Here is a 14,674-nt window from a genome sequence, read left to right on the forward strand (position 1 = left end):
AAAATCTATTACCTGCAGCCCTATGAAACTAAATGTTTGTATTTTTCTTTGTTGTCAATAATGATCCAAAGGTTGATCAGGAACATCACCCCAGCGATGCTCATTCCCATTGGAGATTTATCCATCGTGAAAACGTGGGTAACAATTCCTACCATGACAGGTAAAATAACAATAGCTCCTAATGCTCTTGTTTTTGGAAAAATGAATAGTAATCCGCCAATGACTTCTACAATACCCACCAAAGGCATTAACCAGCTGATTTCTCCAAAAGCAGAGAAAAGTTTCATTTGCTCTGGAGTAGGTTTCTCCATTGGCATATAATTAAAAAACTTGTTTAAGCCGGCATTAATAAACATAAGCCCGAAAAGTAAGCATAAAATTAATTTTACTATTTTCATGATTGATGATTTTACATCAAATGTAAAATAAAAATAGGATTCATTGATTTAATTTTTATAAAAAATATTTAATTAATGTTAATGATAGGTTAATGTTGGATTTTGAATAATTTTATTCTTTATATTTGAAATGCAAACAAAAACTAATAAAAATATTATGTTGAAAAACTTAAAAAAATTAAACCGTACGGATTTAAGAGAAATTCAAGGGGGAGGTGGCGTTGGAAAATGTGATATAGGGCCGATAGGATGTCCATGTAAAATCCCACCAGGGGATCCTTGTTTAGGAGGCGGAGGTACGCCGCCACCACCGGATTATGGATACTGCCCGGATATTCAAGGGTATATTCTATGTACAGAAACCTGTCCAAACGGAATGAGCCCATACTGCGCTCTTCCATAGTAAAATATAAAAAGACTGTCTTGAAAAAGGCAGTCTTCTTTTATATAAAGTTCAGGTTCGAAATGATCTCATTTACCCTTTATTATTTATTACTCATATTCTAATCCATTTCCTCCAGGGTAATGTTCTTAGAAATCTTATAGCTTTTCTTCTTTTTATTGGGTTTCTGTTCTTCACCCAATAATCTTCCCCAAGGTTTGAGGTCATCCACTCTTTCACAGATAATTTTAATAATAGCAATAGCAGGAATACACAGGAACATTCCTGCAATTCCCCAAAGATGTTCTCCTAAAAGAATACCAATAAAAGAAAATAAAGCATTGATCTTTACTTTGGAGCCTACAACAAATGGAAGAACAATATTTCCATCTACCGCATGAATCGCAATATAACCCAATGCAACATAGATACATGTGGAAGGAGTTGAAGTGGCAAATGCTATAAAACATGAAATTAAAAGAGAAATAAAAATTCCCAGATACGGAATGACGTTTAGTAATCCTGTGAGAACTCCTAAAAGAATAGCATATTTCACTCCCAGAATTGTAAGAAGGATTGAAGTAAGAATAGATACGATAATTACCTGTAGAAAAAGTCCGAAGATATATTTCTTGGTCATAATACGAATCTCACTTACAGCTTCCTGTACACTCGCTTTATGTCTTTCGTTGAAAACAGTAACGATAAAATTATTTAAAAGCCTTCTGTAATTTAAAATAAAGATAAAAAACAGGGTGAAAAATATAATAAAACCGAATCCTGTTGAAAATATCCCAAAAGTAAACCCTAAAATCATTCCTGAAGAAGATAAGAGCTTATTCAATCCCTGGTTGATATAATCTACCTGTTCATCCACTTTCACATTGAATGTTTTGGAAACCCAGTGCTGCAAACCATTAAAAACAGTTGTGAACTGTTCTTTAAGGTGGGGAAGATCCTTACTGAAATCAGAGAGCTGATTGGTAAAGAAATAAATGATTCCGCCTAAAATGATCAGCATAATAAATACAGAGGTCATTGTAGACATTGATCTTGGAAACCTTAGCTTTTTTTCCATAAAAGTGGCAGCCGGTAAAAACAGCATAGCCAGCAGGAAAGCCAGGAAAAACGGAGCTAAAATACTCTGTCCTAATGCCAGAAGATAACCAAAGCCGATAATGGAAACCACCACCAGCGAAAGCTTGAGAAGGAAAGGGAGTCTAAGAAAATTCATAATCTAAAAATCTGTAGTGTGAAATAAAAATAAGAAAACCCCACTGAATTGAAAAATTTTTATTCAATCCTTCAGGGTTTTTCTTATAACGAAGCAAATTTTATTCCACCCAATACATAAAATTCTGTTTTTTATTTATAAAACAGAAACACGCTCTGATATTCAGAACGTGTTTCCTTATTGAGAAGTTAATATGTTATAAATTGTTTTATGCTTCAATAGCGATGTCAATGACTTCCTCCATTCTGTTGACGTAATGGATGTTTAGATTTTTCAAATAATCTTTTTTGATCTCTTCCACGTCTTTTCTGTTGGCTTCACAAAGAATAACATCTTTGACTCCTGCTCTTGTCGCAGCAAGAAGTTTTTCTTTGATTCCTCCTACAGGAAGTACTTTACCTCTTAACGTAATTTCTCCCGTCATTGCAAGGTGAGGCTTTATTTTTTTGTTTTTAAAAGAAGAAACCATTGAAGTCAGCATCGCAATACCTGCAGAAGGTCCGTCTTTAGGAGTGGCTCCTTCAGGAACATGGACGTGGATGTTTTTCTTATCCAGTTCTTCCTGTGAAATTCCCAGTTCGTCATGCTTGGCTTTAATATATTCCAGGGCAATCGTAGCAGATTCCTTCATTACTGTTCCAAGGTTTCCGGTCATCGTCAAAGAACCTTTTCCATTACTTAGAATACTTTCAATATAAAGGATATCCCCTCCAACACTTGTCCATGCAAGACCTGTTACAACACCCGGAACTCCGGTGATTTCGGATAAGCTTTTTGGTCTTGGTACACCAAGGATCTCATCTACTTTTTCCACTGAAATTCTTGGATCATAATCTTTTACCAGAGCAGTCTGAAGGGCTACCCATCTTGCAACGGCAGCTATTCTTTTCTCCAGAGTTCTTACACCGCTTTCAGAGGTGTGGGCTTCTATAATATGCTTAAGTTCTGCATTTCCAAGTTTGAATGATTTAGCATCTAAGCCATTTTCTTCCTGTTGTTTCTTGATTAAATGTCTTTTCGCAATCTCAGTCTTTTCTTCCAAAGTATAGCCGGCAATCTGAATGATTTCCGTTCTGTCCAAAAGAGGAGTCTGTATCGTTGAAAGAGAATTGGCTGTAGCAATGAACATTACTTTTGACAAATCATATCCCATCTCAAGGAAATTGTCATAAAAAGACTTATTTTGTTCAGGATCAAGAACTTCTAGGAGTGCTGAGCTTGGGTCACCATGAATGCCTTGCGCAATTTTATCAATCTCATCAAGAACAATGACCGGGTTTGAAGTACCGGATTTTTTGATAGATTGTAAAATCCTTCCCGCCATAGCACCAATATACGTTTTTCTATGTCCGCGGATTTCGCTCTCGTCATGAAGACCTCCTAGAGATAATCTTACATATTTCCTTCCTAAAGCATCTGCAATGGATTTTCCTAAAGATGTTTTACCCACTCCCGGAGGTCCTACCAATAATAAGATAGGAGATTTCATGTTGTTTTTTAATTTTAAAACAGCCATGTGCTCCAGAATTCTTTTCTTGATATCTTCCAGTCCGAAATGTGCCTTATCTAGTACTTTTTCAGCCTTTGCAATATCAAAAATATCTTTTGTATAAGTTTCCCATGGAAGATCTGTAAAGAAATCCAGATAGTTTCTCTGTACATTATAGTCCGGAGAATTAGGATTCTGACGTTGCAGCCTGTTGATTTCCTTTTGGAAATGCTCCTCTACTTCCTTACTCCATTTCTTAGTTTTAGCCTTGGCAATTAGATCTTCAACATCACTTTCAGGTCCTCCGCCCAGCTCTTCCTGGATGGTTCTGATCTGTTGATTCAGAAAATATTCTCTTTGCTGCTTGTCAAGATCTTTTGAAGTCTTCTGGTGAATCTGATTTCTCAATTCCAGTTTTCTGAAATCCTCATGCATCATTTCGTAGCATTGCTTAGCCCTTATCATCAGGCTTTTCTCTTCAAGGAGCTTTTGCTTGGCAATTGAAGAAAAATTGGCGTTGGTACAGATGAAATTCAGGAGATCATCATTATTATTGATATTTTTGATCGCGAAATTTGCTGCATTAGGAATATTAGGGTCCAGCTCAATGATCTTTAAAGCAAGATCTTTGATGTTTTCCAGTAATGCCTCATATTCCTCCTGGTCTTTAGGCTGGGTATCTTTTAATTTTGATATTTCCGCTCTGAAATAAGGTTGGTTTTCAATGATCTTTTTAATCTTAAATCGGTGAAAACCTTTAGTAATAGCAGTAATGTTGCCTTCCGGGAGCTTGATGATCTTAATGATCTTGGCCAATGTACCGGTTGTATAAATATCTTTTTCGGAAGGTTGTTCCAGATCCGAGTTTTTCTGGCTTACAATTCCAATGAAATCTCCGTTTTTCTGCGCTTCCTCAAGAAGTTGTATTGAGGTCTTTCTCCCTGCAGTAATAGGAATTACCACATTGGGGAACATGACCATATTTCTTACGGGAAGTATAGGGAATATTTTCTGTTCGGAATTTTTATCAGTCTCTGCGAAGTCGGAAAGATTGATTTCTTCAGTGACAATATCAAAACCGTCGCCGATCATTTCTTCTAAACTAATATCTTCAAATTCTGTCATAGTAAATCGAATGACAAATTGTCATTTTCGTTTTTTATCGTTATTGGGATTTTTTATAAGATGCGCTGAAAACGTGTGGCATATTATAATATTCTAGAAATGCACAATACTTATGCCATTTGTTTTTTACTTAAAAATGCGGTCAAAATTTCCTTTTTTAGTTAATCTTTATATTAAAAGTCAAAATTAAGCACTTCTATTTCTGTAATTTCTTAAAAATGTGTATTTTCGCAAACTGATAAAAAACTATAATTTATAAAATGGCAATTTTAGGACAGATTAGGAGTAAGCCTTGGCTTTTAATGGGTGTAATAGCCTTAGCGCTTTTGGCGTTCTTGGTAAACCCGGATAGTATCGACAAGGTTTTTGGTAAGAATCCTGACGTTTTAGGAAAAGTAAATGGTGAGAAAGTCACCCGCGAAGAGTTCAATGATCAACTTTTCGTGCTGCAGCAGCAGGCCGAACAACAAGGTCGTCCGAAAAACGGTCTTGAAGAACAGGCTTGGCAGTTACTTGTACAATCTAAACTTATCAAACAACAGTTTGAGAAATTGGGCTTTGAAATGACTGATGATTATTTCTGGAATCAAATCCAGTACGATCAGATGTTTGCTCAGAATCAACAGTTCTTTGATGAGAAAGGTAATTTTAAAACTCAAGAGCTTAAAAAAGAAATTGAAACATTAAAAAACACCAATCCTCAAGGATATGCTCAATGGTTGAAAACGAGAAAGACAGTTGAGTATAGACTAATGGCAAGACAGGTGTTTACCAATATTTCAGCAGGTATTACTACAGGTAAGAAAGAAGCTGAAGAATTGATGAAGCAGAGAGATCAGCTTGCAGATATCGACTTTGTGAAAGTAGATTATGCGGCTTATCTTCAGAAAACAAAGATTAGTGTTACAACACAAGATCTTGCGAACTACATCAAGCAGCACCCTGTAATGTTCAAAGCTGAGCCGAGCAGAAATATCGGTATCGTATATTTCCCATCTAAACCTAGTGCAGCAGATGATGCAGCAGCCTTGAAAGAGATTACAAAGCTTTATTCAGGAGGTACAGATGCAAGTGGAGGTGCTGAGAACTTCCAGAATACGAAAAATGATTCCATGTTTGTAACGGCAAATTCTGATGCGCCATTCAACCCTCAATATGTGAATCCTACACAATTGCCTCCAACTATAAAAGATCAAATCACTGCAGCAGCAGTAGGACAAACTTTTGGCCCTTATAAAGAGCAGGATGTATACGTAGTTTCTAAGCTTGTAGGTAAAAGAGCTTCAGATTCTACATTATCAAGACATATCCTTATTGCTTTCAAAGGAAGCCCGGCAGGTGAAGGAGTAACAAGAACTAAAGAGCAGGCTAAGAAATTGGCAGACTCTATCGGTGCTATTGTAAAAGCTACTCCAGCTAGATTTACAGAATTCCTTAAGGTTTCTAGTGATCCGAATTCTGCAGCTCAGGGAGGTAGCCTAGGATGGACAACTCCGGAAACACCTTTCGTTCCTGAATTCCTTACTTACCTTGCAAACAATCCAAAAGGAGCTACAGGAGTTGTAGAAACACAGTTCGGTTACCATATCATCAATATTGAAGATAAAAAATCAGGATCAATGGGGTATAAAGTTGCGAACCTTGTGAAAGCAGTTAAACCTTCAGATGCTACTGAGGCTGAAACAGATAAGAAATCAAGAAAATTCATTCAGCAGGTTCAAGGAAAATCTTTCAACGATTTCGTAAACATTGCTAAGAAAGGAAACTACCAATTCACCAATCCAAAAGCAGCAAAAAGATTTGAAGGTCAGCTTCAGGGCTTAGGTACTGAAAAAGATCCAGAGATCCTTACTTGGGCTTTCGATAAGAAAAGGACTAAAGGAGATACTGAATTATTTACAGTAGAAGGAACAGGTGATAAAATTGTAGTTTATCTAAACGGAAAACAAGATGCAGGTCTTGCTGATCCGGAATCTGTGAGAGATCAGATTGAAGTTCTTGTTAAAAATAAATTGGCAGCAAAACAAATCTCTGATAAAATTGCAGCAGCGAAAGCTTCAAGCTTAGATCAGATTGCTAAATTATTTGCAGCTCCAAAACAGTCTGCTCAAGTAAACCTATTGAACCCTTCAATAGCAGGTACTATGGAACCTAAAGTTGCCGGTGCAGCATTTGGTGTTGCAAAAGGTAAACTTTCCAACCCGGTTGAAGGAGGAACAGGAGTTTATGTTTTGATCAAGAAATCAGAAACAGTAAACAAACAGCCTGGAGATCTTAAGCAGTTTACAGAGTCTCTTACTCAAAGAAATTCCGGAATGTTCGGACAAGCTTGGATGAAGAGTCTTCAGGACAATGCAGATATCGAGGATTACAGAATTGAGATCTGGAACAAGCTGGGAAATCAGCAACAATAAGAAATTCATTTCAATGATATAAAAAGCGACAAATTTTTTGTCGCTTTTTTTGTATTTATCGCAGAACAATAAAGGAAAAGATTTATTTAAAATGTACTATATTTGCTTATTAGAAAAAATTAGCAAGTGAAGTTCAGTAAAGAAATAAAAGCAGGTGTGATTACACTTCTAGCTATTGTAGGTTTTGTGGTGTTGTTTCAGTTTATGAAAGGAAAGAGCCTTTTTACTACTGACAATATATTTTATGCAAAATATGATAATGTAGAAGGCCTTGCGCAGTCTTCAGCAGTTTCTATCAACGGTTTGAAAGTAGGGCAGGTGGATAAGATTATTCCTCTGACCGCGAAAGACGGTAAAATCAATTTTGTTGTAAAAATTACAATAGATAACAAATTCGAGTTTTCGAAAAATTCATCATTGGAAATCTTTGAACCAGGATTAATGTCTGGTAAAGAGATGAGAGTAAACCTTGCCTATGGAGGTCAGACGGCTAAAGACGGAGATACTCTGAAAGGTGCTTTTAAATTGGGAACACTCGGAAGTCTTTCTTCTCAGGTAGGACCGGTAAAAGATCAGCTGCAGGTAGTGCTACACAGAGTAGACTCTCTAATGGCTAATGCCAATCTGCTTGTTGATGCTCAAAACAGAGCTGAAATAAAAGCTTTATTATCCAACCTTAATAAAACAGTAGGAGCATTACAGACTACGGCTGGAAGCGTAAACAGCCTGGTAGGACACAATGACCCTAAACTGCAGAAAGTATTGGATGATGCAAGTCTTACCATGCAAAGCGGAAAAGTGACTTTGGATAAATATGGAAACCTGGCTCAGAGCATCGATACTAAGCAGTTGAATTCAACAATTGCCAACTTAGATGCTACAGTAGGAAAATTGAATCAGGTGATTGGGGGTATTGATAAAGGAGAAGGAAGTTTAGGTAAACTGATGAAAGATGATCAGCTTTATAATAACCTGAATTCGGCTTCTACTAATTTGAATTCATTAATCGAAGATATGAAAGCGAACCCGAAGAGATATATCAACTTCTCGGTTTTCGGTAAAAATAACAAAGACTAATACGCCACCTTATGCAGTACATTGATAACATTATTTTCCTGATTTTATTAGTGGCAGGATTCGGGCTGTTTGCTAAAAGCCTGCTGAAAATCTACAGAAATATCAGGTTAGGTCACGAAATCAATAGAAACGACAGAAAAGGAGAACGCTGGGGAACTATGGCTCGTGTAGCGATGGGACAGAGTAAAATGACGGCACGTCCTGTTGCCGGAGTTCTTCACCTTTTTGTATATGTGGGTTTTGTGATTATTAATATCGAATTAATAGAAATCATTGTTGATGGAATATTTGGGACGCATCGTTTTCTATCAAGCATCTTCGGACATACATTTTATAATTTCTTCACCGCAACATTAGAAGTTCTAGCACTTTTGGTGGTCATTGGGGTTGTTATCTTCTTTATCCGTAGAAATTTTTACGGAGTAAAGAGATTGACCATGAAAGAACTTTTCGGATGGCCGAAAAATGATGCAAACTGGATCTTGATCATCGAATTTGCTCTGATGATGGCGTTCTTTAAAATGAATGCTTCAGATTTTATTTTACAGACGAGAGGTATTTTCCCAGAGCATGGAAGCTTCCCGATCAGTGAAATGACTTTAGTTCCGTTTTTGGAAATCTTCAGTTTTGATAGTGGATTTTTGATGTTTACAGAGAAAGCTGCCTGGTGGTTCCACTTTGTAGGAATTCTTTTCTTCATGAACTATCTTTATTATTCAAAACATTTGCATATTATCCTTGCGTTTCCAAGTACTTGGTATGCCAATCTTAATAAAAAAGGGAAATTCAACAATCTTGACTCTGTAACCAAAGAGATCAAATTAATGATGGACCCCAATGCTGATCCCTACGCAGCTCCGGCTGAAGGTGCTGAAGCAGATACTCCTTCTAAATTTGGTGCAGAAGACATTTTTGATCTGAACCAGGTACAGCTTCTTAATGCATACTCATGTACAGAATGCGGACGTTGTACTTCTGTTTGTCCTGCTAATATTACCGGGAAAAAGCTTTCTCCAAGACTGATCCTGATGAAAACCAGAGACCGATTGGAAGAAGTAGGAAGAAATATTGATAAAAACGGAAAATTTGTTGATGACGGTAAAAAACTGCTCAACGATTATATTACAAAAGAAGAACTTTGGGCATGTACAACATGTAATGCATGTACAGAGGCTTGTCCGGTATTGCTTGATCCGCTTTCCATTATTTTTGAGATGAGAAGATTCCTGGTGATGGAACAGTCTGCTGCGCCACAGGAACTGAATCTGATGATGACTAATGTGGAAAACAATGCTGCTCCTTGGCAGTATAATCAGGCTGACCGTCTGAATTGGGCAGCGGAAAACTAGATAATTAATCAATTTGTAAGTTTGAAATTGATTAAAGTCTACATCATTTTCAAATTTCCAAATTCTCACATTTTCAAATTGAAAAAGAAATGGATTTCAATATAAAAACAATGGCAGAATATGCTGCCGAAGGAAAAGCCCCGGAAGTTTTATTTTGGGTTGGATGTGCGGGAAGTTTTGATGACCGTGCTAAAAAAATTACAAAAGCATTTTGCAAGATATTAAACAAAATAGGGGTTGAATTTGCTGTATTAGGACAGGAAGAAAGCTGTACCGGAGATCCAGCTAAAAGAGCAGGAAATGAATTCGTTTTCCAGATGATGGCCCTTACCAATATTGAAGTGTTGAATGCCTATGAAGTAAAGAAAATTGTAACGGCGTGTCCACACTGTTTCAATACCCTGAAAAATGAGTATCCAAGCCTAGGAGGACACTTTGACGTAGTGCATCATACTCAGTTCCTGAAAACATTGATGGAAGAAGGAAGACTGAAAATAGAAGGAGGAGCCTTCAAAGGGAAGAAAATTACATTCCATGATCCATGCTATTTAGGACGTGCCAATGATGAATATGAAGCTCCGAGACTATTGCTTGAAAAGCTGGATGCAGAGCTTGTAGAAATGAAGCGTTGCAAGACCAATGGACTTTGCTGTGGAGCAGGGGGGGCACAGATGTTTAAAGAACCTGAAAAAGGAAACAAAGACATTAATATTGAAAGGACGGAAGAAGCTTTATCTTTTGAACCTAAAGTAATTGCTACCGGATGTCCTTTTTGCAACACGATGATGACAGATGGGGTAAAACACTTTAACAAAAATACTGAAGTTGCCGTAAAAGATATCGTTGAACTTCTTGCTGAAGCAGAAGATTTATAGTTGTAATCTTATACAGGCTTATGAAAGTAAAATGGAGACTCTCCTTTTTGTTTATAATTTCGATACTTGCTCTTCTTACATTCTGGAACTACCAAAACAGAGTATATGACTGGGATATGCCAGGTTATATGGGGTCTATGTATACTTCCGAATTTCCGGACTCACCGGATAAAGTTCGAATCATTACGTATCAGGAAATAAAAAAAGAGGCTCCTGCAGAGCATTACGCAGACGTAATCGGAATAAAAAAATGGGACATTCCCAGGCAGTATTTCGTAAAAAATACACAATCCTTTACAGAACAATTACCCTATTTTCAAATCAAAGTAGGGTATATTCTTGTGATAACTCTTTTTTATAAGCTTGGACTTTCCTCCCCAATGGCCGTCCTGTTTACCAGTCTTATTTCTTACTTTTTTTCAGGAGTATTATTATTTTATATTCTAAAACTGCTGTTTCCGAAGAAATATTGGCTTGCTTTACTATTAACGGTTGCTGCTATGCTTCTACCGCCAATGACTTATATGTCCAGGGTTTCTACACCGGATATGTTTATTTTTCAGTTTATGCTGATCTTTATTATTGCTTTGATTAAGAATTGGAACAAATGGATTATGTTTTTGCTTCTTTTTGCAATCACTTTTATACGTCCGGACTACATTACTTTTACTCTGACTTATGTTATCGCTGTCTTCTTCTTTTACTACATTAGAGAGAAGAAAATTGATTTTTCCCTTATTGCACAAGGAACAGTACTTTTAGTGATGTACCTGGCAATTATTAAATTTTACCATTATCCCGGTTGGAAAGACGTCTTTTATGACACGTTTATAGACAGAAGACCTATTATCTCTACACATCCTATCGATGTCAGTTTAATGGAGTATTTAAGCATCATTTATATCAAAATTATTTACTTTAAAAAAGTGACTTTATCCGTAGCAATTATGATTGCCGTTATTTTCTGGAAATCAAAAGATATGTGGGTAAGGATGATCTCAGTTCTTTTTCTGGTGAATGTTTATATCAAATTCTTCTTCTTTCCGCAATCGGCGGCACTGAGGTTTTTCTTCCCGTTTATTTTTCCACTTTTCATTATGATGCTCTATGTACTGAGCAAAAAATACAATGATCTTAAACTCGAGAAAATTGCGTAATTTTGTCTTTTAGATGGTAAGGATATGAAATCACTGTTACAGTAATATTCTGTTCCATGAACTGAATTGAACAGTGATTGCAATGCCTTGAAAAATAAATTGTTACATTATGAAAATCGAAGAGTCCAGCATTGTAGAAACCAACGACTACAGAGTTATTATATACCCAGCTTCAAGACCTTTTGAAACGAAAGAAGCAAAGATCATTACTGAAAAACTATTTGACTTCCTTGCGACTTGGGCTGCCCATGGAAAACCGCTTTCTTCTTCATTTAAAATTGAAAAGAACCAGTTTATAGTGGTTTGTGTAGATGAAGAAAAAGAAATGGCTTCAGGATGCAGCATTGACGCTTTAGGAAAGATCATGAGAGAAATTGATGATGAATATCAATTAGGCCTTTTTGACAGAATGAAGGCAAGCTTTGTTGAAAACGGAGAAATAAAAACGTTAAAACTGATAGATTTTAAAACGAAGTTGAGAAATGGTGACCTTTCAAATGATATCCAGGTTTTTGATTTCTCAAAAAACACCTATCTGGACTTTTTGAGCCACTTCCTTCTTCCATTGGAGAAGAGCTGGGCGGCTTCTATAAAATAAACGCTGTTAAGCTGATACAGCTGATCAAATATAAAGTGGGAACCTGTTTTCCACTTTTTTGTTTTATAATGTATCTTTGCATAGACTCGAGTAAAACGAATGCCTAAAGTACTTTTTTTAACAACCTCCCATAACTATAATGATGATCGTATCTTCTATCATCAGGCAAAAGCTCTTAGAGATAAAGGGTATGATGTGAAAATATGCAGCTTATATGCAGAGTACAAAGGTCATATTGATGGTATTGAAATAGAGTCGTATGCAGTTCTGGATGAAAGTATAGAAAAAAAAATAAACACATTCAGAAAGATCTGTGAGGCCTTTCAGCCAGAATGCATCATTTGTTCCGAACCTTTAGCAGTAATAGCTGCAAAGAACTTTGTGAAAAAACATAAAGTAAGCTGTATCTATGATGTTACAGAGTGGTATCCTTCGATGAGAATGGTAAGCGGATATTCATCTTATCTGTTAAAATTTATTCATGCAATTAAGTTTTTTATGATTCAATTGTATGCAGGCTATATAAGTACCCACTTTATTTTTGGGGAAAATACCAAGAAATTTCCTTTAGCTTACTTTTTCCCATTCAAAAACAGAATAGTTCTTCCCTATTTTCCTGATAATAGTTATATTAAACCCAATATTAAAAGTCTTAAAGGAGGGGAAATAACCGTTTGTTATACAGGGCAGCTATCTAAAGAAAAGGGAATTGAAAACTTCTTTATAGCTGTTGATACAGTACGTAGAAGAGAACCAGATTTAAATATTAAAATTCTTCTTGTAGGTGCTGCAAGAACAACAAAAGATGAAATTTATTTCTCCGAATTAATGAGAAAGTATGCTTGGAAGAATATAAAAATCCTTGATACTGTTTCATTTGAAGACTTTACTCAATCTTATGCAGATGCTGATCTATGTTTTGATCTTAGAGATCTGAACTTTGAAAGCAATCATTGTTTACCCATCAAAATTTTCTATTATGCAGCATCCGGTAAGCCGGTTATTTATACAAATTTGAAAGCGATTAGAAAATTTATGGATATATCTCTGTTTGGATCTTTGGTGAATCCAAAAGATGCAGAAAAAATAGCAGATATTGTTTTGAACTATGTCCATAATCCTGAAATTTATGAACAGCATGCACATAATGCAAGAGAGAAATATGAAAAAAAATATAGCTGGGACACTATAAAATATTCATTTACAGACTTTATACATCTAGCTTTGCAAAGATCAAGAGAATGAAAGTTTTAAAGACATTTATTTCCCGTTTTTTAATCCTGATATTGAGTTTCGGATTGGTTATTTTTTCTACGAATATGTGGGGAAGTGAGGGAAAAGGTACCATCTCTATAGTAGTAGCAAATGCAGCGGCTGTAAGTTTTTTTAGTAGTATTTTTTCAGGAAGCAGCACCTCTTATTTTGCTTCAAGATATAAAATCGAACAAGTTTTATTGTTTTCCTATGTCTGGTCGCTTTTGATAGGACTTTTGGTGCCATTTTTATTTGGTTTGATATCTGTCCAGAGCCAATATCTTATGTATCTTGTAGGGATTTCGATCTTTTCTTCACTTTTGTCAACAAATATTAGCTTGTTTATTGGAACACAGAATATTAAAAAGTTTAATCTTTATGCAGTTTTACAACAGTTAGTCCACATTATCTTTATCGGCATATTAGTATATATGTTTGGCAGAAAAGATGTTTCTGTATATTTTCTTGCCCAGATTGGATGTCTGGTATTCCTTTTTCTTACAAGCTTCTTCCAAATTATTAAAAAATGTAATATTTCTGAGCTATCTTTTTCTAAAGATGTCAGTAAAAATATGTTCGAATATGGCTGGAAAACCCAATTGAGCGCTTTTTTACAATTTCTTAATTATAGACTCTCATTTTATTTTCTAGAGCATTTTGAAGGTATTGCAAGCGTAGGAATCTTTTCAATAGGTGTTACTTTTTCAGAAGCAATCTGGACTATTACCCGAAGTATTGCTGTGATTTTATATTCTGATGTTGTCAATAGCAAAAGCAGGGAAGAATCTATTCATAAAACTAAAGATTCTTTAAAGTTGACGTTTATTCTCATGATAGGTTTTATTTTAGGAATTGTTTTCATACCCTCTCAGGTCTATGAGCTGATTTTCGGAAGAGAATTTAGGGATACCAAAATGATTATGCTTCTATTGTCTCCTGGAATTTTTGCTATTGCTATGAGTGATATGGCAGGCCATTATTTTTCGGGGATTAGGGAGTTGAAAATATTGAATGTAAAGTCTATAGCCGGTTTGGTTATTACCGTTATATTCTCTCTGGTGGCAATACCTAGATGGGGCGTTTTAGGAGCTTGTCTTACAACAGTATCTTCCTATTTAGTCTCAGCATTTGTGCTATTCCGTAAGTTTTACATGACCGCAGGATTTAGTTTCAAAGACTATATGATCTCAAAAGAAGAAATGAGAATTTTAAAAGAAAAATTTTTAAATAAGTAATAGAAATGAATCCATCCCTATCTTGATCAAAATCTAACAACTTATCATTTTTATTTCTTGGCTAAAAAATATTTTGAAAAATAAAGA

Annotated in this window: 12 protein-coding genes; 9 read left to right on the forward strand and 3 right to left on the reverse strand. The window is 35.7% G+C overall.

Translation table 11 applies throughout. From position 1 onward, the window contains the following. Positions 1-20 precede the first annotated feature (20 nt). Positions 21-398, reverse strand: a complete 378-nt coding sequence (locus tag AC07UM_RS22215; RefSeq protein WP_494684892.1) for a DoxX family protein — start codon at positions 396-398, stop codon at positions 21-23. Between the two features lie 157 nt (positions 399-555). On the opposite strand from AC07UM_RS22215, the gene AC07UM_RS22220 reads away from it, so the two are divergent. Next, on the forward strand, positions 556-801 hold the full coding sequence (locus tag AC07UM_RS22220; RefSeq protein ID WP_494684891.1) for a bacteriocin-like protein: 246 nt from the start codon (positions 556-558) through the stop codon (positions 799-801). A 100-nt stretch (positions 802-901) separates the two neighbouring features. Here the strand turns inward: AC07UM_RS22220 and AC07UM_RS22225 are convergent, their stop codons facing one another. Then, positions 902-2,014, reverse strand: coding sequence for an AI-2E family transporter (locus AC07UM_RS22225; RefSeq protein ID WP_494684890.1), 1,113 nt, complete (start codon positions 2,012-2,014; stop codon positions 902-904). Positions 2,015-2,222: 208 nt separating this feature from the next. Continuing rightward, positions 2,223-4,628, reverse strand: coding sequence for an endopeptidase La (gene lon, locus AC07UM_RS22230; protein ID WP_494684889.1), 2,406 nt, complete (start codon positions 4,626-4,628; stop codon positions 2,223-2,225). A gap of 260 nt (positions 4,629-4,888) precedes the next feature. On the opposite strand from lon, the gene AC07UM_RS22235 reads away from it, so the two are divergent. The 8 genes from AC07UM_RS22235 to AC07UM_RS22270 all read left to right on the forward strand — a co-directional run bounded on the left by AC07UM_RS22235 (position 4,889) and on the right by AC07UM_RS22270 (position 14,587). Then, complete coding sequence (locus AC07UM_RS22235) at positions 4,889-7,042, forward strand: peptidylprolyl isomerase (RefSeq protein WP_494684888.1); 2,154 nt, start codon at positions 4,889-4,891, stop codon at positions 7,040-7,042. A gap of 126 nt (positions 7,043-7,168) precedes the next feature. Continuing rightward, a complete protein-coding gene (locus AC07UM_RS22240) occupies positions 7,169-8,119 on the forward strand; it encodes an MlaD family protein (protein ID WP_124535839.1) in 951 nt (316 codons plus the stop codon). An 11-nt stretch (positions 8,120-8,130) separates the two neighbouring features. Beyond that, positions 8,131-9,468 (forward strand): 4Fe-4S dicluster domain-containing protein, encoded by a 1,338-nt coding sequence (locus tag AC07UM_RS22245; protein WP_103232353.1) that lies wholly within the window; start codon positions 8,131-8,133, stop codon positions 9,466-9,468. A gap of 89 nt (positions 9,469-9,557) precedes the next feature. After that, positions 9,558-10,343: a (Fe-S)-binding protein gene (locus tag AC07UM_RS22250; protein ID WP_103232354.1), complete on the forward strand. Its 786-nt coding sequence runs from the start codon at positions 9,558-9,560 to the stop codon at positions 10,341-10,343. 20 nt (positions 10,344-10,363) lie between these two features. Next, positions 10,364-11,500 carry a hypothetical protein gene (locus AC07UM_RS22255; protein ID WP_494685248.1) on the forward strand — a complete coding sequence of 379 codons (1,137 nt, stop codon included), beginning with the start codon at positions 10,364-10,366 and terminating at the stop codon, positions 11,498-11,500. A gap of 109 nt (positions 11,501-11,609) precedes the next feature. After that, entirely contained in the window at positions 11,610-12,098 is a 489-nt protein-coding gene (locus AC07UM_RS22260; protein WP_494684886.1) for a hypothetical protein, read from the forward strand. Between the two features lie 99 nt (positions 12,099-12,197). Then, entirely contained in the window at positions 12,198-13,343 is a 1,146-nt protein-coding gene (locus AC07UM_RS22265; RefSeq protein ID WP_494684885.1) for a glycosyltransferase, read from the forward strand. Further along, positions 13,340-14,587, forward strand: coding sequence for an MATE family efflux transporter (locus tag AC07UM_RS22270; protein WP_494684884.1), 1,248 nt, complete (start codon positions 13,340-13,342; stop codon positions 14,585-14,587). The genes AC07UM_RS22265 and AC07UM_RS22270 overlap by 4 nt, the downstream gene beginning before the upstream one ends. Positions 14,588-14,674: the final 87 nt, after the last annotated feature.

This window comes from Chryseobacterium sp. GW821-FHT04C04 (assembly GCF_059420365.1).

Coding starts and splice junctions, on each gene's coding strand:
- AC07UM_RS22245 (WP_103232353.1), top strand. CDS start 8,131: ATGCAGTACATTGATAACATTATTTTCCTGATTTTATTAGTGGCAGGA.
- AC07UM_RS22260 (WP_494684886.1), top strand. CDS start 11,610: ATGAAAATCGAAGAGTCCAGCATTGTAGAAACCAACGACTACAGAGTT.
- AC07UM_RS22265 (WP_494684885.1), top strand. CDS start 12,198: ATGCCTAAAGTACTTTTTTTAACAACCTCCCATAACTATAATGATGAT.
- AC07UM_RS22235 (WP_494684888.1), top strand. CDS start 4,889: ATGGCAATTTTAGGACAGATTAGGAGTAAGCCTTGGCTTTTAATGGGT.
- AC07UM_RS22255 (WP_494685248.1), top strand. CDS start 10,364: ATGAAAGTAAAATGGAGACTCTCCTTTTTGTTTATAATTTCGATACTT.
- AC07UM_RS22220 (WP_494684891.1), top strand. CDS start 556: ATGTTGAAAAACTTAAAAAAATTAAACCGTACGGATTTAAGAGAAATT.
- lon (WP_494684889.1), bottom strand. CDS start 4,628: ATGACAGAATTTGAAGATATTAGTTTAGAAGAAATGATCGGCGACGGT.
- AC07UM_RS22270 (WP_494684884.1), top strand. CDS start 13,340: ATGAAAGTTTTAAAGACATTTATTTCCCGTTTTTTAATCCTGATATTG.
- AC07UM_RS22225 (WP_494684890.1), bottom strand. CDS start 2,014: ATGAATTTTCTTAGACTCCCTTTCCTTCTCAAGCTTTCGCTGGTGGTG.
- AC07UM_RS22215 (WP_494684892.1), bottom strand. CDS start 398: ATGAAAATAGTAAAATTAATTTTATGCTTACTTTTCGGGCTTATGTTT.
- AC07UM_RS22250 (WP_103232354.1), top strand. CDS start 9,558: ATGGATTTCAATATAAAAACAATGGCAGAATATGCTGCCGAAGGAAAA.